Genomic DNA, 22,172 nt, shown 5'->3' with positions numbered 1-22,172 from the left:
TAGAGCGGGTACTTCCGCGTCAGAGCGCAGAGTTGAAGATCGGCGCCTGGACCGAACGGCCGGATTCCGTCGGCAGTACGCGGCCGAGCCGGGCGACCGCGGAACTGCTGCGGACGTCGATCTCGGCGAGCGGGGTCCGGCGGGCCTTGACCGTGCTGGTCGCGGGGGCTGCGGAAGTGTTCACGACACCGTCCTTGAGGGGGCCATGGGGAATGGGCATGTGAATGACAACAAACGGCGCGCTGCTGTCAAGCGTGGACTTTACTCGGCCACACCCCATTGGCAACCGAGACATGACGCCTGGTCAAGCGTTCTATGGAAAGCGTGGCGGATTTCTCAAGGTGGTGGATTCGGCCGTTTGCCGTAGCGCAAGATCCTTTTCACCGCCGCGGGCGCGGACCGGCCGGGGCCGGCCGGGGCTCAGGCCGGCGGGAGGCCGCTGACCTGGGAGGACACGAGGGCGCGGCCGCTGGGCCGGGATTCGGGTTCGGCGGACTGGGTGCCGCCTCCGCCGAAGAGCAGGAAGAGGGCGGTGGCCACGGTGGCGGCGGCGCCGATCGCGCCGACGATGTCCCCCTTGGAGGCGGGCCCGGAAGTGGACCGGGTGTGCTTGTAGACGGCGTAGCCGACGAGGAGCCCGACGGCGAGTACGAGCATGCCGACGTCGTCGATGTGCAGGGTCATGGGACGGCCTTCCACGGCTCAGGGGCCCGCCCGTCGGGTGGGGGCGGACTCGGCACGCGGACTTTACTCACGCGCAGTGCGTCGGCAACGCGAACGGAGGTAAATCTTCTCCGGGCCGGCGGCCGGGCCGCAGCGGTCCGCGGCCGTGGCCGTGGCGGGGCGGCCCTCACGCCCCAACGCCCCTCAGGCGGGCTGCTGTTCGCTGAGGTCCGGGGCCGGGAGGTCGCGGAGCAGCCAGTTCAGTACGTCGGGCAGGGCGCGCAGGGCCGCGAAGTGCGCGGCGGCCGGATCGATGGTGGTGGTGGCGCCGGGGATGCGGCTGGCGAGCCAGCGGGAGTGGCCCACGGGGGAGAACACGTCGAGCTCGCCGTGCCAGATGAGCACCGGGCAGCGGATGTCGGCGGGGTCGAACCCCCAGGGCCGGCTGAAGGCCAGGACGTCGTCGATCCAGCCGTACGCCGAACGGCGCAGCCCCTCGCTGTAGTTGCGCAGCAGCATCGACCGCAGCCCGGCGTCCGAGACGATCATGCGGTCGTTGGCGGTCAGCTCCCGGCGCAGCTCGTCCAGGAGCCGTCCGGGGTCCTTGCGGATGCCGGCGGCGCGCGGGATCAGCCGGGCCTCCAGCCCCTCGGGGTCGTCGGAGGCGGCGGTGTACTCGCGGACGTTGGAGGCGGCCATCCCGGCGAACCAGTCCAGGTCCTCGGCGTCCCGGGGGGCCAGGCCCACCATCGCGGCGGTCCGGGTGACGCGCTCGGGGAGCAGTGCCGCGCAGGCCAGGGCCCCCGGGGCGCCGCCGGAGCGGCCGGCCACGGCGAAGGTCTCCAGGCCCAGGGCGTCGGCGACGGCGGCCACGTCCTGGGCCACGTCGGCCACGCTGCGGCCCGGGTGGCGGTCGGAGCCGCCGTAGCCGGGCCGGTCGTAGGCGATGAGCTGCATCCGGCGCTGGTAGAGGACCATGCCCCGGGGGGCCGGGCCCAGGCGGCTGCCGGGCATGCCGTGGAGAAGGAAGACCGGTCTGCCGTCCGGATCGCCCCAGCGCTCCACCGTCAGAGCGCGTCCGTCCGGGGCGCGCACCTCGATGCGCACGCGTTCCTCCCTCACCGTCGGCTTGGGTCGTCACGGTGATTGTGCGCGCTGGGGGAGGAGTGCGGTAGGGCGCACTTCGCGCGCAATTCTTGTGAAAGTTTTCACAAGCTCACAGGGGTCTTTGGTCCTTTGATGTACCTGCAGGTCAGGCCGGGGATCGAGGAGGTGTGAACGGGTGTGAACGGCCCTTCGTCCTGCCGGGAAAGGCCCTTTTCGGCACGGCGGCTTCCGCTTTTGGGTGTCGAATTGAGGCATCAGGAAAACGCGACTGAGTCGGCATCGGGTCGAGCCGGCGTCGAAAAAAAGGAGTTCCTGCCATGCAGGCCAACGAGATGGTGGACGGACTGGTCCGGGGCGCGCTCGTGGCGCTCGACCGGTTCGCGTCGTTCAATCAGGAGCAGGTCGACCACATCGTCAAGAAGGCCTCGCTGGCGGCACTGGGCGCGCACGGCGAACTCGCCCGGCTCGCCGTCGAGGAGACCGGCCGCGGCCTCTTCGAGGACAAGGCCGTCAAGAACCTCTTCGCCTGCGAGCACGTCGTGAACTCGATGCGCGGGCTGAAGACCGCGGGCGTCATCCGCCGCGACGAACTGAACGGCATCACCGAGATCGCCGAGCCCGTCGGCGTGGTCTGCGCGATGACCCCGGTCACCAACCCGACCTCGACCACCGTCTTCAAGGCGCTCATCGCCCTCAAGACCCGCAACCCGATCATCTTCGCCTTCCACCCCTCCGCGCAGAACTGCTCCGCCGAGGCCGCCCGCATCGTGCGCGACGCCGCCGTCGCGGCCGGCGCCCCGCAGGACTGCGTGCAGTGGGTGACCGAGCCCTCGATGGAGGCCACCGGCGCCCTGATGAACCACCCGGGCGTCTCCACCATCCTGGCCACCGGCGGCAACGCCATGGTCAAGGCCGCCTACTCCTGCGGCAAGCCGGCCCTGGGCGTCGGTGCGGGCAACGTCCCGGCGTACGTCCACAAGAGCGCCAAGCTGGGCCGCGCGATCCACGACATCGTGCTCTCCAAGGCCTTCGACAACGGCATGATCTGCGCCTCCGAGCAGGCCGTCATCCTGGACGAGGAGGTCTACGAGCAGGGCATCGCCGAGTTCGAGCGGCTCGGCGCGCACGTGGTCAGCGCCTCCGAGAAGACCAAGCTGGAGCAGTTCGTCTTCGGCACGACGGCCTTCGCCGCCGACTGCCCGGGCGCCCGGCTCAACCCGGCGGTCGTCGGCAGGTCCCCGCAGTGGATAGCGGAGCAGGCAGGCTTCACCGTGCCCGAGGGCACCTCCCTCCTGCTCGCCGAGTGCAGCGAGGTCGGCGAGGGCGAGCCGCTGACCCGCGAGAAGCTCTCCCCGGTCCTGGCCGCCCTGAAGGCCTCCGGCACCGGCCACGGCCTCGAACTGTCCGCCGCCATGGTCGAGTTCCACGGCCTGGGGCACAGCGCCGCCGTGCACGCCGAGGACGAGGCCCTCGTCGAGGAGTTCGGCCGGAGGGTCAAGGCGGTCCGCGTCATCGCCAACGCGCCCTCCACCTTCGGCGGCATCGGCGACGTCTACAACGCCTTCCTCCCGTCGCTGACCCTCGGCTGCGGCTCGTACGGCCACAACTCGGTGTCGAACAACGTGACCGCGGTGAACCTGATCAACGTCAAGCGGATCGGACGGCGCAACAACAACATGCAGTGGTTCAAGGTCCCGCCGAAGATCTACTTCGAGCGCAACTCCATCCGCTACCTCGGTGAGATGGAGGGCATCAGCCGGGTCTCGATCGTCACCGACAAGACGATGGTCGCCCTCGGCTTCGTGCAGAAGGTCACCGACATCCTCCAGGCCCGCGAAGGCTCGGTGGCCGTCCAGGTCATCGACAGCGTCGAGCCCAACCCGGAGCTCTCCACCGTGCAGGCCGGCGCCGCGCTGATGCGCGAGTTCCGCCCCGACACGATCATCGGCCTCGGCGGCGGCTCCCCGATGGACGCCGCGAAGATCATGTGGCTGATGTACGAGCGGCCTGAGGTCGAGTTCGCCGACACGAAGGAGAAGTTCTTCGACGTCCGCAAGCGGGCCTACACCTTCCCCCCGCTCGGCGAGAAGGCGAAGATGGTGGCGATCCCGACCACCTCCGGCACCGGCTCCGAGGTCACCCCGTTCGCCGTCATCTCCGACCCGGCCGCGGCCCAGAAGTACCCGCTCGCCGACTACGCGCTGACCCCGGACGTAGCCATCGTGGACCCGGTCCTGCCGATGAACCTGCCGCCCACCGTGACCGCGGACTCCGGCTTCGACGCCCTGACCCACGCCACCGAGGCCTACGTCTCCGCGTACTCCAACGACTACACCGACGGGCTCTGCCTCCAGGCGATCAAGCTGATCTTCGAGAACCTCCAGCGCTGCGTCGTCGACGGGCCGAACGACCCCGAGGCCCGCGAGAAGATGCACAACGCCTCGACGGTGGCGGGCATGGCCTTCGCCAATGCCTTCCTCGGCCTGGTGCACGCCATGGCGCACACCCTGGGCAACACCTTCAAGGTGGCCCACGGCCGCACCAACGCGATCCTGCTGCCCCACGTGATCCGCCACAACGGCACGGTCTCGCACAAGGCCACCCCGTGGCCGAAGGCCGAGGTCTACCGGGCCCCGGAACGCTTCCAGGAGATCGCGCGGATGCTGGGCCTGCCGGCCGCCACGGCCGCCGAGGGCGTCGAGTCCTACGCCCGGGCCGTCGAGGAACTCCGTACCCGGTGCGGGATCCCCGCTTCCTTCGCCGAGCAGGGCGTGGACGAGCGGGCCTTCATCGAGGCCCTGCCGGCCCAGGCCATGAACGCCTACGCCGACCAGTGCGCCCCCGCCAACCCGCGGATGCCGATGATCGACGACATGCAGCAGCTGATGCGCCAGGCGTACTACGGCACCCCCGAGGGCGCCCCGGCCGCGCAGGCCGCCGCCGGGAAGGCCGCCGCCGGGAAGGACTGACACCCACCGTCGGGAAGGACCGACACCCACCGCCGTCCGCCGAGGACGGGGAAGGCCCGCCCGGGGCGATGCGACCCGGGCGGGCCTTCCGCACGCCGGGCCCGCCCCCCCGCTCAGGCGGACGGGACCCTGGGCAGGACCGGGACCAGCAGGGCCGCCGCGGAGCGGGCCCGCTCCAGGGCCACGGCCCGGTCCGCGCCGCGCTGGCCCAGCACCACGCGGGTGCTCAGCCCGTCCAGGAGGGCGAGCAGCTCCGAGGCCCGGCCGGGCACGTCCAGCGGGGCGAAGCGGCCCTGGTCCACGCCCCTGGCCAGCAGGTCCTCCAGATCGCGCTGCCAGCCGTCGTCGATCTCCTGCTGGGCGGCGCGCAGCGGTTCGTTGGAGGCGGTGCGGGCCCACAGCTCGATCCACAGGGTCCAGCGGGGGTCGCGGGGGCCGAGCGGCAGGTACAGCTCGGTGAAGAGGGCGAGCTTGCGCGGGGCCGTGACCCGACGGGCCATCAGTTCGGTTCGCTCGGCGGTGAGTTGGGCTTCGCTCCAGCGCAGGGCCTCCAGCAGGAGCCGGTCCTTGCTGCCGAAGTAGTAGAGGATGTGGCCGCCGCTGGTGCCGAGCCGCTCGGCGAGCGCGGACATCGTGAGCGAAGCCAGTCCGTCCTCGGCGATCGCCGCCATGGCCTCTTCCAGCATCCGCTCCTGGGCGATCTGCCCGTCGCGCCGCCGCGCCGCTCCCGCCACCGGTCCGCCTTCCTGATCTTCCTGGTCCCGACCTTATCCCGGACAGGGTCTTGACGGGGCCGCGGTCCAGCGCGCATCTTGAATGCCATTCAAGAACTTAGAACGTCATTCAAGGTTCGTAGCCAAGTCAGGGGCCCGTCATGAGACAGCAGGAGACCGCCGACGTCGACGAGGTGTTCCGGGTCGAGACCCACGGGATCGACCCCATCCCCGACGATGAACGCCACGGCAGCGCCAAGGACCTCTTCTGGCTCTGGTTCGGCTCGAACCTCACCTTCACCTACGTGATCAACGGCGCCCTCGCCGTGGCCTTCGGGCTCTCCTTCTGGCAGGCCACCGCCGTGGTCGTGATCAGCGGACTGTCCTTCTTCGCCGTCAGCGCCGCCGGACTCAGCGGCATCCGCACCGGCACCGCCACCCTGGTCATCTCCCGCGCCGCCTTCGGCGTCCGCGGGAACTTCCCGGCCGGGGTCCTGAACTGGGTGGTGAGCATCGGCTACACCGTCGTCAACACCGTGGTCGGGACGCTCGCCCTGGAGGTCTTCTGCGCCGAGGTGGGCCTCGGCAGCGGCACCGCGGTACGCGCCCTGTCGCTCACCGTCACCCTCGCGCTGACCTTCGCCGTGGCCATGTGGGGACACGCCACCGTGCAGTTCGCCGAACGCTGGATGGCCTACGTCCTCGCCGCCGGCTTCGGCGTCCTGCTGCTCTTCGTCCTGCCCGGCGCCGACACCTCCGCCCCCGCCGCCGCCCCCGGGCTGTCCGGCTGGAGCCTGGCCTTCGTCGTGATGCTGGCCGGCCCGTTCTCGTACCTGCCGATGCCCGCCGACTACACCCGCTACCTGCCCCGGACCACCTCCCTGAAGTCGATCACCTGGACGGGCGCGCTGGGCGGGTTCGTCTCCTCCGTGGCCCTCGGCGTCGCGGGCGTCGCCGCCGCCACCCAGACCGACATGACCGACGCGGTCGCCGGGGCCGAGGGCCTGCTGCCCGGCTGGTTCCAGCCCCTGTTCCTGGCGCTCGTCCTCGGCGGCTCCGTCACCAACTCGATCATCACCCTCTACTCCTCCAGCCTGAACCTCCAGGTCCTCGGCATCCCCTGGAGCCGCGCCCGCGCCATCGTGATCAGCGCCGCCGTCACCGCCGCGGGCTCGCTGGCCGCGCTTTTCCTCACCGACTTCACCACCACCCTGCTCTCCTTCCTCTCCCTGCTGATCATCGTGTTCGCCCCCTGGGGCGGAGTCTTCCTCGCCGACATGCTGCTGCGCCGCTGCCGCTACGACTCCGACGCGCTGCACGCCGGGAGCGCGGGCGCCTACTGGTACCGCGCCGGCTACCACCCGGCCGGCCTGGCCGCCCTCCTCGCCGGAATGGTCTTCGCCGCCCTGACCTGCGACTCCGCACTGTGGACCGGGCCGCTGGTGGCCCCGCTCGGCGGCGCCGACCTCACCCTGCTCGGCGCACTGGTCTCCGGGCTCACCTACTGGGCCCTGGCCCGCCGCATCCCCTCGTACGCCGCGGCCGCCTGACCCCCTCCGCACCCCCACCTCTCTGCACAGGAGCACCACCCCATGCCCGGCACAGCACAGCCCTTCCCCGCCGACCTGCTCCTCACCGGAGCCCGCATCCACACCGTGGACCCGGACCTGCCCGAGGCCGAGGCCCTCGCCGTGCACGACGGCCGCATCGTCTGGGTCGGCCCCGACGCCGGGGCGGACGCCTGGGCCGGACCCGCCACCGAGCGGATCGACGCGGCCGGGAAGCTGGTGCTGCCCGGCTTCGTCGACGCGCACAACCACGTCCGGCTGGGCTCCGACGGCGCCTGCGTACAGCTCGCCGGGGTGCACACCCTGGAGGGCATCCACGAGCAGATATGGGCCTGGCACGTGGCGCACCCGGACGCCGAGTGGATCGAGGCCGAGGCCTTCGACTACTCCGCGATCCCCGGCGGCCGGATGCCCACCGCCGCCGACCTCGACCCCGTCACCGGGGACACCCCCGCGATCGTGCTCTCGTACGACGTCCACACGGCCTGGCTGAACACGGCCGCCATGCGCCGCCTCGGCGTCACCCGGGACCGTACCGACCTGCCCTTCGGCACTGCCGCGACGGACCCGGAGACCGGCGAGCCCACCGGGTTCGTCAAGGACTTCGCCGTCAAGGGGCTCTCGCAGGCGGGCCACCGGGCCCTGCGCGACCTGGGCGTGCCGTGGGCCTCGCCGGAGCGGCAGTACGGGCGCCTCGCCAAGAGCCTCGACGACGCGATCGGCTTCGGCATCACCACGGTGGTGGAGCCGCAGAACTCCCTCGACGACCTGGAGCTGTACGACCGGGCCCGCGCCGAGGGGCGGCTGCGCTCGCGCATCGTCGCCGCGCTGTTCCACCCGCGGGGCACCACGGAGGAGGAGCTCGACGCCTTCGAGGAGGCCTCCCGCCGGTACGCGGGGGACCGGCTGCGGGTGGGTCCGCTCAAGCTGTACATCGACGACGTGGTGGAGCCGCGCACGGCCGCGCTGCTGGAGCCGTACGCAGGCTGCGGCCACCACCGGGGCGAGACCTTCTACCCGGCCGAGGAGTTCGCGGAGCTGCTGGCGGGGCTCGACGCGCGGGGCTTCCAGTGCTTCGTGCACGCCACCGGGGACCGGGGCATCCGCACCGTCCTGGACGCGGTGGAGCACGCCCGCGCGGTGAACGGCCCGCGCGACGCCCGCCACCAGGTGGTGCACGTGGAGTGCCTGGACCCGGCGGACGTCCCGCGCTTCCGGGACCTGGGCGTGGTCGCCTGCATGCAGCCGAGGCACTGCGCGCCGGAGATCGCCGGTCCCGGCCAGGACTGGGCCGAGAACGTGGGCGAGGACCGCTGGCACAAGGCCTGGCCGATGCGGAGCCTGCACGAGGCCGGTGCCGTGCTGGCGTTCTCCAGCGACTGGAACGTGGCCGAGATGGACCCCATGGTCGGCATCTACACGGCGGTGACGCGCCGTCCCCTGGGCGGCGGCGAGCCGTGGCAGCCGGGCGAGACGGTGGACGTGCAGACGGCCGTGTACGGCTACACGATGGGCTCCGCGTACGCCAACTTCCTGGAGGCGGACCGGGGTTCGCTGACGGTGGGCAAGGCGGCCGACTTCGTGGTGCTGTCCCGGGACATCCTCGCCGTCCCGGCGGAGCAGATCCCCGGCACGGTCGCGGAAACGGTGGTCGTGGCGGGCGAGGTCGTCCACCAGGTCTGCTGATGCGAGCGGTAACGGCCTCGTAGGGTGATCCCTCTGCGGACCGTTCCGCGGAGGGGGAGGGGTGGACGTGCTCGTCGAGGTGGTCGTGTACGCGCTCGTCGCGCTGCCGGTGGCGGCGCTCACGCGCAAGGTGGTGGCCCGCCGGGCCGCCGGGCGCAACGCCTCCGCGGCCGCGGGCGCCGTCGTGGCCGTCCCCTGCCAGGCGCGTTGGCGGCAGGGCGCACGGCGTCGGACCTTCGTCCCCGGGAAGCTGCGCCCCGGACCGGACGGAACGGGTGCGGTCTTCAAGGCCCCGCTGCGCAGGGCGGTCGTGCTGCCCGTGGGCGGCAGGGCCGCCGTCCGGGAGAGCTGGCGGCCGGGCATGCGGGTGCTGGAGTACCGGGCCCCGGGCGGCGAGCGCATCGACTTCCAGGTCTACGACGCCGAAGCGGACCGGACGGCCCGCCTCCTGGGCATCCCGGACCCGGCCGACTACGCCTGAGCCCGGGGCGGGCGCGGGCTCAGCGCTGGGGCCAGTACCAGAGCGGCTCGTCCAGGGGCCCCTCGCGGCCGGCCACCTCCGTGCTGCCGAACTCCTTGACCAGTTCCACCGTCCGCAGGTCCACCCGGTGCCGCCGGGTGCCCGCGGCCAGGGCCTCGGCCAAGGGGCCCGCGTGGGTGACCACCACCGTCTGGGTGTCCCGGCTCACCGTGAGGATCAGGTCGGCGAGCGGGGCCAGCAGGTCCGGGTGGAGGCTGGTCTCCGGCTCGTTGAGGACCATCAGTGCGGGCGGGCGCGGGGTCAGCAGGGCCGCCGTCCACAGCAGGTAGCGCAGGGTGCCGTCGGAGAGTTCCGCCGCGCCCAGCGGGCGCAGCAGGCCGTGCTGGTGGAGCTCCAGCCCGAACCGGCCGTCGCGGTCGGTGACGGAGACCCGGGTCCCGGGGAAGGCCGCGTCGACGGCGGCGTCCAGCGCGGCGTGGTCGCCGGTCTCCCGGATCGTCTGGAGCGCCGCTGGCAGGTCGGCGCCGTCGGCGCTGAGCACGGGCGTACGGGTGCCGACCTGCGGGGTCCGGGCGGGGGCCCCGGCGTCGGTGCGGACGTGGTCGTAGAACCGCCAGGACCGCATGAGCTCCCGCAGCGCGAGGAGGTCGGGGGCCAGCTGCGGGTCGGCGAGCTCGCTGAGCATGGAGTCGTACGGGCGCAGGGCGTTCTGCGTCCGGTGCCAGCCGCCGTCCGCCGTGCGCGTGCGTACGGCGGGCCCGGCGCGGTCGGACAGCAGGGCCGCGGGGCGCAGCACCGGCCCTGCCCAGGTGCACTCGCGCTTGATCTCGGGATCCAGCGCGAAGAGGGAGCCGGCGACCGGTACGGGGTGGCCGAAGTCCACGGCGTAGCCGAACTCGTCGCCCGCGAAGCCCAGCCGCAGGCTGACCGGCTCGGTGCGGACCGTCCCCTGGAGCGGCTGGTGCCCCTCGCGCACGGCCCGGGCGAGCTTCTCCGGGCCCGCCCACAGGGTGGACGGCAGTCCGCCCTCCCGGGCCAGCGCGGCGACGGCGCCGCCCCGGGCGGAGTCGGCCAGCAGGCGCAGCGAGCGGTAGAGGCTGGACTTCCCGGTGCCGTTCGCGCCCGTCACGACGGTGAGGCGGCCCAGCGGGAGGACCAGTCTGCGCAGGGAGCGGTAGTTCTCGACGGCCAGCGTGGTGATCACGTGACGATCATGCCTCGGGGTGTTCCTCGGGGGCCAGGAACCGGCCCATGGGCAGCACCTGACGGCCCCAGGTGCTCGCCATGATCTGTCCGGCGAGCAGGTACGTGGCTCCGAGCGCGGCCAGCAGCCCGCTCCAGCCGGTGATCCGGTTCCAGAGCACCGATCCGGTGAAGCCGCTGACCGTCATCGCGACGAAGACGACGAGGACGCAGGTGAAGGTGGACAGCAGCACCAGATGGATCCGGAAGCTGCCGATCCACAGCACGAACACCACGAAGACCCAGGGGAGGGTGAACAGCCCGCTCACGTCGCCGCGCAGTGCGGGGTCGGTGGCGGGCAGCACCCACTGGAGCAGACAGGCCTTCGCCATCCAGAAGAGCCCGAAGCCGCTGAAGACGGTGGCGTGCCAGGTGTCACCGCGCTGGGCCTGGAAGAGCCCGGCCAGCAGCTGGGCGAGACCGCCGATGAAGAAGCCGACCAGCGGCAGCACCGAGTGGCCGAGCTTCTCGGGGAAGATGCCCGCGTCGATGCCGGTGGCGATGACGGTGACCACGATGAAGCCGGTGAGCCCGAGAGCGCCCAGCTGCGCCTGGGCGCTGGGCTCCATCCGCTTGACGGAGACGGCCTGTTCGGCCGGTCCCTGGCGGTTGCGCAGGACGGGGTCGTTCACCGGCCGTCCGTCTCCTTGGTGCCCTCGGTGCTCCCGGTGGCGGCGAAGCGGGGGACGGAGGGTGCGTCGTCGGGGAGCCCGCTGCCCACGGCGGCACCGGGCCGGCCCCGGCGGGACATCGCGCAGACCAGCGTGACCGCGGACCCCAGGACCGCCCAGGCGGCCAGCACCAGCATGGGTCCGCCCGCACCGTTGCCCCGGAAGTACGCGATGGAGCGCGCGGCGTACGTACCGGCACCCGGCGGCAGGGCGGGCCCGATGGTGCTCCAGAACGGCGGCAGCAGCGGATACGGGTAGGCGCCGCCCGCGCTCGGATTGCCGAGCACCACCACCAGCAGGATCGCGAGGCCGATGCCGACCACGCCCGCCAGCCCCTGGAAGGCCAGGGTGATCGCACCGACCGCGAAGACGACCAGGGTGCCGAGCCCCCACAGACCCATGAGGGAGCCGGGCAGGGCGTCCAGGACCGGGCCCGCGATGACGGCGCCGAGGAGCCCGGCGGTGATGGAGTACGCGAGCAGCGCACCGAGCCGGATGACGGCGCGGGCGGCGTTCGCGGGCCGGGCGCCGGCGCTGATCGCGAGGATCGCGGCGCACAGGTAGCCGCCCACGCACCAGCCCACGACCAGGTAGAAGGAGCTCAGGCCGCGCGCGTCGCCGGTGGCGACCGGGGCCACGTCGGTGACCGTGACGGCGCGTCCCTGGCTCCGCTCGACCTTGACGACGACCTCTTCGATGGCCTGGGAGAGCGAGGCCCCGGCGCCGCCCGCGACCAGCAGCCGGTCGGTGCGGCCGGCCGGGTCGACGATCAGCGCGCCGTCCACGTCCCGGTTCAGGACCTGGGTGCGGGCCGTGGCCTCGTCCGCGACCGCGCGCGGGTCGAGCGGCTTGCCCGGCAGGCCGGCGAGCTGCTGGGCGGACTGTTCGGCGACCCGGGCCACGGGGGCGGCCACGGCGAGCGGGATCTCGCTGGGCTTGGGGTGGTGGAAGGCGCCGATGTACGAGGTGATGAAGGCGAGCTGGAGCGCCAGCACCCCCAGGACCAGCAGCGCGGCCCGGGTGGTCACGGCGTCCTTGATCTCGGCGAGGAAGCCGCCGGACGGATCTGCGTCGTTGCTCTGGGTGGGCTGGGTCATGCCCCCACGCTCGGTGTGGGGGCGGCGGGCCGCAGCAGGGGCGGGCCGAATGGATGACCGGGGCGGCCGGGGAGGGCCGGGGGCGGCGGGGGACGGCCGGTGGCGCGAGCGGCCCCAGGTCAGCGATCGAACTAGTGTTTCGCACGGATATTCGAATTGCTCTATGGTGGATGACGGGGGGAGGTTCATCGACGAAGCAGGAGGCCGCGGGTGCCTGGTTTTACGCATCTGCACACCGTTTCGGGGTTCTCCGTGCGCTACGGAGGCTCCCACCCGGAACGGCTGGCGGAACGCGCCGCGGAGCGGGGCATGGACGCCCTCGCCCTGACCGACCGCGACACCCTGGCGGGCGCGGTGCGGTTCGCGAAGGCGTGTGCGAAGGCCGGGATCAGGCCGCTGTTCGGGGTGGACCTGGCCGTGTCGCCCTCCGCCGTACCGCCCGCGGCGGGTGCGGGGGGTCGCGGCGCCGGCTCCTCCGGCCCCGGCTTCTCCGGCCCCGGCTCCTCCGGCTCCGGGCCGGGCTCCGCCGAGGCCTCGTACCGGCGGCGCAGCCCCGTCAAGGGCGGGGCCTTCGTCGACGAGTCCTCCCCGCGCGCCGTCTTCCTGGCCCGCGACGGGGCCGCCGGATGGGCCGAGCTGTGCCGGATGGTCACCGCCGCCCACGCCGCGGCTGCGGCCGAGGCCGGCTCCGGTTCCGCGGCCGGGCCCGGGCAGCCGGTGCTCCCCTGGAGCGGCCTGCGCGGCGAGGCCGTCTTCGTCCTGCTCGGGCCCGGCTCCGAGGTGGGCCGGGCGCTCTCCGCGGGCCGCCCCGACCGGGCCGCCCGGCTGCTCGCACCCTGGCGGGAGGTCTACGGGGACTCCCTGCGCCTGGAGGCCGTCCACCACGGCCGCACCGGCACCGGCCCCGGCTCGCTCCGGCTGGCCGCCCGTACCGTCGGCTTCGCCGCCGAACAGGGGGTCGTGGCCGTACTGACCAACGCCGTCCGCTACGCCGACCCAGGCCAGGGTCCGGTCGCCGACATCCTCGACGCGTCCCGCCGCCTGGTCCCCATCGACCCCCGGGGCCCCCTGGACAGCGGCGAACGCTGGCTCAAGGACCCCGCGGCCATGGCCGGGGCCGCCGACCGGATCGCCCAGGCGGCCGGACTGCGCCCCGCCGACGCCCGCCGCCTCCTCGCGGAGACCCGGCGGACGGCCGAGGCCTGCGCGGTGGACCCCGAGGACGACCTCGGCATGGGCTCCGTGCACTTCCCCGAGGCCCGGCTCGTCGGCGCCGCCCACCGCAGCGCCCAGCGGGTCCTCACCTCCCGCGCCTCGGCGGGCATGGTGCTGCGCGGCTACGCGGACGACCGTGCGTACTGGGACCGGATGCACCACGAGCTCGACATCATCGCCTTCCACGGCTATGCCTCGTACTTCCTGACGGTCGCTCAAGTGGTGGACGACGTACGGGAGATGGGCATCCGGGTGGCCGCACGCGGCTCCGGGGCCGGCTCCCTCGTCAACCACCTCCTCGGCATCGCGCACGCCGACCCCGTCGCGCACGGCCTGCTGATGGAGCGCTTCCTGTCCAAGCGCCGGCGCGTGCTGCCCGACATCGACATCGACGTGGAGTCCGCGCGGCGGCTGGAGGTCTACCGGCGGATCATCGGCCGGTTCGGCACCGAACGCGTCGCCACCGTCTCCATGGCCGAGACCTACCGGGTCAGGCACGCCGTCCGCGACGTCGGCGCCGCCCTGTCCATGGACCCGGCCGTCGTCGACCGGCTCGCCAAGGCCTTCCCGCACATCCGGGCCCGCGACGCCCGCGCCGCACTGGAGGAACTGCCGGAACTGCGCGACGTACGGGGGGAGTCGTACGGGCGGCTGTGGGAACTCGTCGAGGCACTGGACGCGCTGCCGCGCGGGATCGCCATGCATCCGTGCGGGGTGCTGCTGTCCGACGCCTCGCTGCTCGCCCGTACGCCCGTGGTGGCGACCAGCGGCGAGGGCTTCCCCATGTCCCAGTTCGACAAGGACGACGTGGAGGAGCTCGGGCTGCTCAAGCTCGACGTGCTGGGCGTGCGGATGCAGTCCGCGATGGCGCACGCGGTCGCGGAGGTCCGGCGCGGCACGGGGGAGGAGCTCGACCTGGACGACCCGGCGCAGGTGCCGCCGGGGGACCGGGCCACGTACGAACTGATCCGCTCTGCGCAGACGCTGGGCTGCTTCCAGATCGAGTCGCCGGGCCAGCGCGACCTGGTGGGGCGGCTCCAGCCGTCGACCTTCGGCGACCTGGTGGTCGACATCTCGCTGTTCCGGCCGGGGCCGGTTGCCGCCGACATGGTGCGGCCCTTCATCGAGGCCCGGCACGGGCGGGCGCCGGTGCGCTTCCCGCACCCGGACCTGGCCGACGCGCTGCGCGAGACGTACGGGGTGGTGGTCTTCCACGAGCAGGTCATCGAGATCGTGAACGTCATGACCGGCTGCGGGCGGGACGAGGCGGACCGGGTGCGGCGCGGGCTGTCCGACCCGCAGTCGCAGGGGCGGATCAAGGTCTGGTTCGCGGCGAAGGCGGGTGAGCGCGGCTACCCGCTGGAGGTGATCGGCCGGACCTGGGAAATCGTGGAGGCCTTCGGCAGCTACGGCTTCTGCAAGGCGCACGCGGTGGCCTTCGCGGTGCCCACGTACCAGTCGGCGTGGCTGAAGGCGCACCACCCGGCGGCCTTCTACGCCGGCCTGCTCACCCACGATCCGGGCATGTACCCGAAGCGGCTGCTGCTGGCGGACGCGCGGCGGCGGGGCGTGCCGGTGCTGCCGCTGGACGTGAACCGGTCGGCGGTCGCCCATCGCATCGAACTGGTGTCTGATTCGCCCCGTGTGTGGGGGCTGCGGCTCGGGCTGTCCGACGTGCACGGCATCAGCGAGGCCGAGGCGGGGCGGATCGAGGCCGGGCGGCCGTACGCGTCCCTGCGCGACTTCTGGGACCGTGCGCACCCCGGCCGGCCGGTGGCCGAACGGCTGGCGCAGGTCGGTGCGTTGGACGCCTTCGGCGCCAACCGGCGTGACCTCCTGCTGCACTTGACGGAACTGCACGGGGCGCAGCGGGCCGCCGGGGCGCGCGGCGCGGCCCAGCTCCCGCTGGAGGGCGGCCGGTCCACGGCCGCCGTCGGGCTGCCCGACCTGACCGACACGGAACGGCTCAGCGCCGAACTGGGCGTCCTGGGGATGGACACCTCCCGGCACCTGATGGAGGACCACCACGGCTTCCTGGCCGAGCTGGGGGTGATCCCGGCGCGGCGGCTGCGGGAGGTCGAGCACGGGCGGACGGTGCTGGTCGCGGGGGCCAAGGCGGCCACCCAGACCCCGCCGATCCGCTCCGGGAAGCGGGTCATCTTCACCACGCTGGACGACGGGACGGGCCTGGTGGACCTGGCCTTCTTCGACGACAGCCACGAGGCCTGCGCGCACACCGTCTTCCACTCCTTCCTGCTGCTGGTGCGGGGCGTCGTGCAGCGGCGTGGCCCGCAGAGCCTGAGCGTGGTCGGGGCGGCGGCCTGGAACCTGGCGGAGCTGGTGGAACTGCGCGGGACGGGCGGCCTGGACGCGGTCGCGACCCGCCTGGCCGCCGGTGCCGACACCCATGGCAGCGGCAGCGGCAGCGACGGCAACGGCGCCGACGGCGGCTCCGGCTCCGGCTCCGGCTCCGGCGGGAAGGGACCCGGGCGCCGGATCCGCCTCTCCACGGGGTACGAGCTGAACCCCTGGGCCGACCTCCAGCCGCCGGGCGAGGGCCCCGCGACCGGGCGCAAGCTGTGGCACTCCAGCCCGGGGAGCGCGGGATGAGCGCCGCACCGGAACGGGTCGTGGCCTGCCTGCGGATGCACCCCGCGGACGGGAGCCCGCTCGGCGCGGAGCAGTACGCCGGGGTGCTCGCGCTGCTCGGCGGGCTCACACCGCAGGTGCAGGCCCTGCCCCCCGAGGCCGCCCTCGCCGATGTCCGCAGCGCGCTGCGGTACTTCGGGTGCGACGCCGCCCGGCTGGCCGCCGTGATCCGGGTCCGGGCCCTCGCCCTGTACGGCGTCGACTGCACCGTCGGCGTCGCGGGCAACCCGATGCTGGCCCGGGCGGCCGTCCGCGAGGCCCGGCCCGGGGGGACCCTGGTGGTCCGCGACGAACCCGCCGCCGTAAGGGAGTTCCTGTCGGGCAAGCCCGTCGGCGCCCTCGACGGCGTCGGACCCAAGGCCGCCCGCACCCTGTGCTCGTACGGCCTCGATTCCGTGGGCAAGGTCGCCGCCGCCCCGCCCGCGGCCCTGCGGCGGATCCTCGGCGCCCGGCTCGGCCGCGAGGTGCACGAACGCGCCCTGGGCATCGACCCGACCGCCGTCCGGCCGGGCGCGTCCGCCCGGTCCATCGCCGCCGAACGGCCCTTCGACCGGGACGAGCTGGATCCCGTGGAGCACCGGCGCGCCCTGCTCTCGCTGACCGAGGAGCTCGGCGCGAGGCTCCGTACGCAGGGGCCGGACGGAAGCGCGGGGCGCGACCGGGGGCAGGATCAGGGACAAGGGCAGGAGCAGGAGCAGGGGCAGGTCTGCCGCGCCCTCTCCCTCACCGTCCGCTGCGCCGACCGCACCACGCTCACCCGGACCCGCACCCTGCCCGAACCCACCGCGCACTCCGCCGCGTTGACCGCCACGGCCTACGCCCTGTACGCCGGGCTGGGCCTCCAGCGGGCCCGGGTGCGCGCGCTGTCGCTGCGGGCCGAGGACCTGACCGCGGCCGAACGGGCCGCGCGGCAGCTCAGTTTCGACCCGGAGGACGAGAAGGCCCGCCGCCTGGAAGCCGTCACGGACCGCGTCCGCGCCCGCTTCGGCGCCCACGTCATCGCCCGCGGCACGCTCGCCGCGTAGCAGCCGCTCCACCGACACGCGAGTTTTTTACCGACGCGTAACTTCCCAGATTTGCTACTCGCCCGTAATTTAGCGGTCAGCAGCACCCCTTGTGATCCGGATCACGGGATGAACCCCCCCCGCTCCATCCCCTTGAGTCGCAACCGCAAGGAGATCACACGATGCTGCCCTGGAGACGCCTGGTCCGCCAGCTGGCCGTCCTCATCCTCGCCGCCGCCGCGCTCGTCGCCCCCACCGGCACCGCGCAGGCCGCGTCCGCACCCAGCAGCGGCTGGAACAACTGGTCCTGCAAACCGTCCGCGGCGCACCCGCGCCCCGTCGTGCTCGTACACGGCACCTTCGGCAACTCCGTGGACAACTGGCTCGGCCTCGCGCCGTACCTCGTGCACCGCGGGTACTGCGTCTACTCCCTCGACTACGGGCAACTGCCCGGCGTGCCCTTCTTCAACGGGCTCGGTCCCATCGACAAGTCGGCCGGCCAGCTCGACGTCTTCGTGGACAAGGTGCTCGCCGCCACCGGCTCCGCCAAGACCGACATCATCGGGCACTCGCAGGGCGGCATGATGCCGCGCTACTACCTGAAGTTCCTCGGCGGCGCCCCCAAGGTCAACGCCCTGATCGGGCTCGCCCCCGACAACCACGGCACCACCCTGCTCGGACTGACCAAGCTGCTCCCGTTCTTCCCCGGGGCCGAGGACCTGATCAGCACCGCCACCCCGGGCCTCGCCGACCAGATCGCCGGATCCGCCTTCCTGAACAAGCTCAACGCGGGCGGGGACACCGTGCCCGGGGTGAAGTACACGGTGATCGCCACCAAGTACGACCAGGTGGTCACGCCGTACCCGAGCCAGTTCCTCAGCGGATCCGACGTCCGCAACGTCGTGCTCCAGGACCTGTGCCTCCTGGACTTCTCCGAGCACGTCGCCATCGGGCTCACCGACCGGATCGCCTGGCACGAGGCGCTCAACGCCCTCGACCCGGCCCATGCCGAACGGACCACCTGCGCATCGGTCTTCGACTGACGCACGGGCGGTCCGCAGCGGGCTCAGCAGGACTAGAGCCCGTGCCGGCCCGTCGTCGCACGGCGGCGGGCGATGGTGAACAGCACGGCCGCGCCCACGGCCAGGGCGCCGGCCCCGGCGATCGCGATCGCCGGGGTGGCGCCGCTTCCGCCCGTCTGCGCGAGGTTGTCGGCGGTGGCCGAGGGCTCGGCCGACACGGGCAGCGGGGCCCCCGAGGCGGCGTTCGTCTTCGGGTCGTTGTCGCCGTGGCCGTTGTGCTCGACGCTGGACTTGTCCGCGCCGTCGGCGATCTGCTGGTCCGTCGGGACCTTGGCGGGCGGGGCGCTGGGCTCCTCGGCGGGCTTCCCGGAGGGCTTGGAGCCCGGCTTCGTGCCCGAGGTGGCGGTGGCCCCGGCGGTCGGCTCGGCGCCCGTTGCGCCGCTGCTGCCGTTCCCGGACCCGCCGCCGCTGCCGTTGTCCTTGCCGAAGACCACGTCGGAGCAGGTGTAGAAGGCCTCCGGGCTGTCCGAGCGCTGCCAGATGCTGTAGATCAGGTGGCGGCCGGTCTTGTTCGGGACCGTGCCCGAGAAGACGTAGTCACCGTTCTGCATGCCCGGGTCGGTGGTCTTGGCGAACGGGGCGGGCTCCAGGTCGGACCACTTCAGCGGCTTCGACGGGTCGTAGCCGTCCTTCGTCACGTACAGCTCGAAGGAACCCTTGTGCGGGGCGGTCCCCTTGTAGCGGAAGGTGTGCGCGCCGGCCGTCATCGGGCTGGCAGGCCAGTCGCCGCGGGCCAGGTCCAGGCCCCGGTACTTGTCGTTGCCCGCGGAGCAGAGCTGGCCGTTGGGGATCAGCGAGCGGTGGTTGCCGGCCGCGTTGGCGATGTTCACCGCGTTCCAGTCGTAGAACGCCTGGGCCCCGCTCTCCTTCACCGCCGCCTTGCACGCGGCCGACTTGGGGGACTCCGGCCCCTCCGCGTAGCACGCCGCGACCCGGCTGACCGGGTCCGTCATCGAGCCGTGGGCCACCGCCGGAGCGGCGGCGTACGCGGCCACCGCGAGCGGGGCGAGGCCGGCGGCGGCGATGCGGGTCACGGTGCGGGCGGTGGCCGTGCTGCGTGCGGACATGGGTGGATCTCCTTCGGGCGCAAGGCAGGGGTGCGCCAGTGGAACCGGGCTGTGCGGCGCCGCCCCCGTGGGGTCCCGGCGCCGCATCCGGCCCTCCCTGGCCCCGCCAAGCTAACCGCCCGGACCCCGGCTTCCGGCTGCTTCGGCACCCGGGAAGGGATCTTTAGGGTCGGCTTAAGGAAGGGGTAAGAAGGGGCTCAGGAAGCGGCCCCGCGAAGCCCTTTCGCGAGGCGGGAGGCGGTCCTTGGGGCACCGGAAATCCGGATGCCGGGTACGGACGGTCCTCGTAACGTGTCCCCAGCAGGCCGGGCAGCGGAGCGGGAGTGATCACCATGCAGCTGTGGGAGGAGGCGCTGACACGGCTGTGTTCGGTGCGGTTGCCGCAGGACGACTCCGCCGAACTGCCGGACGCCCTCTTCGACGCCGTGGACGCCCTCATCGAGGCCTACGGCGCGGACGATGTCGCCGAGATCGTCGCCCTGGCCGTGCACGCGGGACGGGCCACGCCCGGGCAGGCCGCCACGTTCCTGAACGTCGCGGCATGGTCCGGCACCGACAACGGGGCCTCCATGACGCGCACCTTGACCGACTGGGTGCGGCGGGCCGACGACACCGTCCGGCTGCACCTCGCCCTGCACCACGAGGTGTACCTCCTGCCGACCGCCGAAGAGATGAAGACCGCCCTCACCGCGATCGCTGCCCGTTACCCCGAGCACCGGGCCCGCTGCGAGACCCTGATCGCGGGACGCCGCGCCGACTGAACCCCGGACGACCGCGGCCGGCACGGCGCCCCCGCGGAAGACGTCCGCCGGGGGCGCAGCCGTACGGAGCGGGGGTCAGGCCAGGAGCGCCGGCAGCCCGGCCTGCGTGCGGGCCTGGTCGTCGAGGGCGTCCAGGGCGCGTACGGCCTGTCCCGCCGCCTCCGGGTCGCTGGCGGCGAGGCCGCTCGCCTCGAACTCGTCCTCGTCCAGCCGCAGTACGGAGCTCCCGTCCGCCGACACCCACAGGTCGAGGTCCAGGTCCTCCACCAGGATCTCCCCGGCGCGCACCACGGCGGGGCGGGTGATGTCGCAGTACCAGCCCTTGAGGACCCCGTCGCCGGTCCACACCTCCTTGACCGCGTACCAGCGCGTCCGCCAGAAGTGCTCGACGAACACGTCGCCCGGCTCGAAGCGCACGAAGCCGAAGTCCCGTACGCCCTCGGCCGCCCAGGGGGCGCGTACGGAGATCCGGTCGCCGTCGTCGGCCACCTGCGCCGCCGGGTAGCGGATCTTGGTCCGTCCGGCCTTGGTCAGGACCACGGTCAGCTGCGGGCTGTTCACACTGTCTCCAGTCTCTTCGTGTAGCGCGTCTCGGTCGCGCAGATGGCGTAGCCGAACCCGTTGTTGACGGCCAGCATCGGGAGGTTCCCCGCGTCGTTGCCGGTGAAGGCCTCCGTGTACCCGGCCGCGCGGGCCCGGTGCAGGGAGACGGTCTTGGCCAGTTTGGCCAGGCCCCGGCCGCGGAAGGCGCGCAGGGTGCCGGTCATCGCCGAGCCGTAGCGGGTCGCGCCGTCCGTCTGGGCGGCGGTGAAGGCGGCCACCACGCCGTCGACGAGGACGACGGTCGTCAGGTCCTTGTCGAGCGACGGGCTGTTCCAGACCTGCGCCAGCCAGTCCTCGTAGTCGCCGAGCTCCACGGGCACGTCACCCGGCTCGTCGGCGGTCGTCTGCGTGTCGGCCTCGAACAGCGGCCGCGGATCGGCGGCGAAGTCGGTGGCGGTGCGCAGCTCGGTCCCGGCCGGGAGGGCCTGCGGGAGCGGAGGCAGGTCGGCCGCGGCCAGGTCCAGGCGCAGGAAGTGCGCGGACCGGCTGGACCGGTAGCCGCGCCGCTCCGCGAAGGCGCGGTGGGCCGGCTCGTCGAGGACCCAGGCGTACGCGTCCACCGCGCCGTGTGCGGTGAGGTGCTCCTCGGCCGCGCGCAGCAGGAGGCCGCCCGCGCCGAGGCCGCGGTGCGCGGGGTCGACGTACGGGTTGACGTACGCCTGGCCGGGTTCCTGGCCGTCGTGGACGACGCCGACCTGGGCGGTGCCGATGACGAGCCCGTCGCCGGTTTCGGCCACCAGGATGCGGTGGGCCCTGGCCGGATGGGCCGAGGCCAGCTCGAAGGCCACGCCCTGAGCCGTGGTGATCATGAAGGGGAGGGCGGCCCGGCGCACGCGGACGACGGCCTCCGCGTCCGAGGGGTCACCGGGCCGCAGATCGCGGATGAGAACGTTCATGGCGCCGACGCTACGGGCGCAGCCGATGCGGGCGCCTCCGAATTACCCGGCGGTGGGAGACAATCGGCCACGTGACCTCGACGAACCTGAAGATCTCCATCGACGCCTCGGCCGGTTCGGCCGCCCCGTACGAACAGCTGCGCGCGCAGATCGCGGACCGGGCCCGGACGGGGAAGCTGCCGGCGGGCTTCAAGCTGCCGACGGTACGGGGGCTCGCGGAGGAGCTGGGCCTCGCCGCCAACACCGTTGCGAAGGCGTACCGGGCGCTGGAGGGCGACGGGGTGATCGAGACGCGGGGCCGGCACGGGACGTTCGTCGCGGCGTCGGGCGAGGGTCCGGCCCGCGAGGCCGCGGCGGCCGCCCAGGTGTTCGCCGAGCGGGCCCGGCGCCTGGGCCTGACGGAGGCCGAGGCCCTCACCGCCGCCACGGACGCCCTCCGGGCCCGGTACGCGACGGGCTGACGCCGTCGTCCGGCGGGGCCCGGGCTGTCCGCCGGTGCGTCCGCCCGCGCGTCTGGCCCGCGTCCGCCGGCCTGTTCGTCCGGGCCGTTCGTCCGGGCCGGTGCGTCCGCCCGCGCGTCTGGCCCGTGCGCTTCCCCCCCCGCCCGTTCGTCCGGGCCGGCGTTTCGTCCGCCCGCCGTCCCGGCAGCCCGCCGTCCCGGCAGCCCGCCGTCCCGGCAGCCCGCCGTCCCGGCAGCC

At 73.4% G+C, this 22,172-nt stretch carries 19 protein-coding genes; 9 read left to right on the top strand and 10 right to left on the bottom strand.

What is annotated here, in order from left to right; translation table 11 throughout:
* Window positions 1–19: 19 nt before the first annotated feature.
* The 3 genes from fxsA to IO30_RS0119410 form a co-directional block, all read right to left on the bottom strand.
* The gene (gene fxsA / locus IO30_RS42655) at window positions 20–184 is read right to left on the bottom strand and encodes an FxSxx-COOH cyclophane-containing RiPP peptide (RefSeq protein WP_063768202.1); all 165 of its coding nucleotides are present in this window, start codon (window positions 182–184) and stop codon (window positions 20–22) included.
* Between the two features lie 236 nt (window positions 185–420).
* Complete coding sequence (locus tag IO30_RS0119415; RefSeq protein ID WP_031144738.1) at window positions 421–684, bottom strand: hypothetical protein; 264 nt, start codon at window positions 682–684, stop codon at window positions 421–423.
* 183 nt (window positions 685–867) lie between these two features.
* Window positions 868–1,770 carry an alpha/beta fold hydrolase gene (locus tag IO30_RS0119410; RefSeq protein ID WP_037894555.1) on the bottom strand — a complete coding sequence of 301 codons (903 nt, stop codon included), beginning with the start codon at window positions 1,768–1,770 and terminating at the stop codon, window positions 868–870.
* Between the two features lie 317 nt (window positions 1,771–2,087).
* On the opposite strand from IO30_RS0119410, the gene adhE reads away from it, so the two are divergent.
* Window positions 2,088–4,739: a bifunctional acetaldehyde-CoA/alcohol dehydrogenase gene (gene adhE, locus IO30_RS0119405; protein WP_051902421.1), complete on the top strand. Its 2,652-nt coding sequence runs from the start codon at window positions 2,088–2,090 to the stop codon at window positions 4,737–4,739.
* 113 nt (window positions 4,740–4,852) lie between these two features.
* Here the strand turns inward: adhE and IO30_RS40680 are convergent, their stop codons facing one another.
* Entirely contained in the window at window positions 4,853–5,473 is a 621-nt protein-coding gene (locus IO30_RS40680) for a TetR/AcrR family transcriptional regulator (protein WP_031144733.1), read from the bottom strand.
* Between the two features lie 140 nt (window positions 5,474–5,613).
* Between IO30_RS40680 and IO30_RS0119395 the strand changes: the two genes are divergently transcribed.
* The 3 genes from IO30_RS0119395 to IO30_RS0119385 all read left to right on the top strand — a co-directional run bounded on the left by IO30_RS0119395 (window position 5,614) and on the right by IO30_RS0119385 (window position 9,187).
* Complete coding sequence (locus IO30_RS0119395) at window positions 5,614–7,002, top strand: purine-cytosine permease family protein (RefSeq protein WP_037894553.1); 1,389 nt, start codon at window positions 5,614–5,616, stop codon at window positions 7,000–7,002.
* Between the two features lie 42 nt (window positions 7,003–7,044).
* Window positions 7,045–8,706 (top strand): amidohydrolase, encoded by a 1,662-nt coding sequence (locus tag IO30_RS0119390; RefSeq protein ID WP_031144729.1) that lies wholly within the window; start codon window positions 7,045–7,047, stop codon window positions 8,704–8,706.
* A gap of 61 nt (window positions 8,707–8,767) precedes the next feature.
* Window positions 8,768–9,187: a hypothetical protein gene (locus IO30_RS0119385; protein ID WP_031144728.1), complete on the top strand. Its 420-nt coding sequence runs from the start codon at window positions 8,768–8,770 to the stop codon at window positions 9,185–9,187.
* Window positions 9,188–9,206: 19 nt separating this feature from the next.
* Here the strand turns inward: IO30_RS0119385 and IO30_RS0119380 are convergent, their stop codons facing one another.
* The 3 genes from IO30_RS0119380 to IO30_RS0119370 are packed head-to-tail and all read right to left on the bottom strand — an operon-like array spanning window position 9,207 to window position 12,197.
* On the bottom strand, window positions 9,207–10,391 hold the full coding sequence (locus IO30_RS0119380; RefSeq protein ID WP_031144726.1) for an AAA family ATPase: 1,185 nt from the start codon (window positions 10,389–10,391) through the stop codon (window positions 9,207–9,209).
* Window positions 10,392–10,398: 7 nt separating this feature from the next.
* Complete coding sequence (locus tag IO30_RS0119375; RefSeq protein ID WP_031144724.1) at window positions 10,399–11,061, bottom strand: acetate uptake transporter; 663 nt, start codon at window positions 11,059–11,061, stop codon at window positions 10,399–10,401.
* Window positions 11,058–12,197 (bottom strand): YhgE/Pip domain-containing protein, encoded by a 1,140-nt coding sequence (locus tag IO30_RS0119370; RefSeq protein ID WP_051859435.1) that lies wholly within the window; start codon window positions 12,195–12,197, stop codon window positions 11,058–11,060. The genes IO30_RS0119375 and IO30_RS0119370 overlap by 4 nt, the downstream gene beginning before the upstream one ends.
* A 210-nt stretch (window positions 12,198–12,407) precedes the next feature.
* Between IO30_RS0119370 and IO30_RS0119365 the strand changes: the two genes are divergently transcribed.
* The 3 genes from IO30_RS0119365 (at window position 12,408) to IO30_RS0119355 (ending at window position 18,108) form a co-directional block, all read left to right on the top strand.
* The gene (locus IO30_RS0119365) at window positions 12,408–16,022 is read left to right on the top strand and encodes a DNA polymerase III subunit alpha (protein WP_031144722.1); all 3,615 of its coding nucleotides are present in this window, start codon (window positions 12,408–12,410) and stop codon (window positions 16,020–16,022) included.
* Window positions 16,019–17,086, top strand: coding sequence for a DNA polymerase Y family protein (locus IO30_RS0119360; RefSeq protein WP_031144720.1), 1,068 nt, complete (start codon window positions 16,019–16,021; stop codon window positions 17,084–17,086). Before IO30_RS0119365 ends, IO30_RS0119360 begins: the two co-directional genes overlap by 4 nt.
* A 161-nt stretch (window positions 17,087–17,247) precedes the next feature.
* A complete protein-coding gene (locus IO30_RS0119355) occupies window positions 17,248–18,108 on the top strand; it encodes an esterase/lipase family protein (RefSeq protein ID WP_031144718.1) in 861 nt (286 codons plus the stop codon).
* Between the two features lie 32 nt (window positions 18,109–18,140).
* Here the strand turns inward: IO30_RS0119355 and IO30_RS0119350 are convergent, their stop codons facing one another.
* Window positions 18,141–19,214 (bottom strand): lytic polysaccharide monooxygenase auxiliary activity family 9 protein, encoded by a 1,074-nt coding sequence (locus IO30_RS0119350; RefSeq protein WP_031144717.1) that lies wholly within the window; start codon window positions 19,212–19,214, stop codon window positions 18,141–18,143.
* A 323-nt stretch (window positions 19,215–19,537) separates the two neighbouring features.
* Here IO30_RS0119350 and IO30_RS0119345 point away from each other — a divergent pair, with 323 nt between their 5' ends.
* Entirely contained in the window at window positions 19,538–19,975 is a 438-nt protein-coding gene (locus IO30_RS0119345; RefSeq protein WP_031144716.1) for a hypothetical protein, read from the top strand.
* A 75-nt stretch (window positions 19,976–20,050) separates the two neighbouring features.
* Here the strand turns inward: IO30_RS0119345 and IO30_RS0119340 are convergent, their stop codons facing one another.
* Window positions 20,051–20,536: a ribonuclease FAU-1 family protein gene (locus IO30_RS0119340; protein ID WP_031144715.1), complete on the bottom strand. Its 486-nt coding sequence runs from the start codon at window positions 20,534–20,536 to the stop codon at window positions 20,051–20,053.
* On the bottom strand, window positions 20,533–21,474 hold the full coding sequence (locus IO30_RS0119335; RefSeq protein WP_031144714.1) for a GNAT family N-acetyltransferase: 942 nt from the start codon (window positions 21,472–21,474) through the stop codon (window positions 20,533–20,535). The genes IO30_RS0119340 and IO30_RS0119335 overlap by 4 nt, the downstream gene beginning before the upstream one ends.
* A 71-nt stretch (window positions 21,475–21,545) precedes the next feature.
* Between IO30_RS0119335 and IO30_RS0119330 the strand changes: the two genes are divergently transcribed.
* Window positions 21,546–21,935, top strand: a complete 390-nt coding sequence (locus IO30_RS0119330; protein ID WP_031144712.1) for a GntR family transcriptional regulator — start codon at window positions 21,546–21,548, stop codon at window positions 21,933–21,935.
* Window positions 21,936–22,172: the final 237 nt, after the last annotated feature.

It is taken from the genome of Streptomyces xanthophaeus, assembly GCF_000725805.1.
GTDB classification, from domain to species: domain Bacteria; phylum Actinomycetota; class Actinomycetes; order Streptomycetales; family Streptomycetaceae; genus Streptomyces; species Streptomyces xanthophaeus.
The sequence above is the reverse complement of the archived record's forward strand: the minus strand, read 5'-3'. Positions and strand labels throughout refer to the sequence as shown.

Excerpts from the sequence above, each read along its gene's own strand:
- IO30_RS0119415 (WP_031144738.1), bottom strand. The coding sequence starts at position 684 with ATGACCCTGCACATCGACGACGTCGGCATGCTCGTACTCGCCGTCGGG.
- adhE (WP_051902421.1), top strand. The coding sequence starts at position 2,088 with ATGCAGGCCAACGAGATGGTGGACGGACTGGTCCGGGGCGCGCTCGTG.
- IO30_RS0119395 (WP_037894553.1), top strand. The coding sequence starts at position 5,614 with ATGAGACAGCAGGAGACCGCCGACGTCGACGAGGTGTTCCGGGTCGAG.
- IO30_RS0119390 (WP_031144729.1), top strand. The coding sequence starts at position 7,045 with ATGCCCGGCACAGCACAGCCCTTCCCCGCCGACCTGCTCCTCACCGGA.
- IO30_RS0119370 (WP_051859435.1), bottom strand. The coding sequence starts at position 12,197 with ATGACCCAGCCCACCCAGAGCAACGACGCAGATCCGTCCGGCGGCTTC.
- IO30_RS0119360 (WP_031144720.1), top strand. The coding sequence starts at position 16,019 with ATGAGCGCCGCACCGGAACGGGTCGTGGCCTGCCTGCGGATGCACCCC.
- IO30_RS0119355 (WP_031144718.1), top strand. The coding sequence starts at position 17,248 with ATGCTGCCCTGGAGACGCCTGGTCCGCCAGCTGGCCGTCCTCATCCTC.
- IO30_RS0119350 (WP_031144717.1), bottom strand. The coding sequence starts at position 19,214 with ATGTCCGCACGCAGCACGGCCACCGCCCGCACCGTGACCCGCATCGCC.
- IO30_RS0119335 (WP_031144714.1), bottom strand. The coding sequence starts at position 21,474 with ATGAACGTTCTCATCCGCGATCTGCGGCCCGGTGACCCCTCGGACGCG.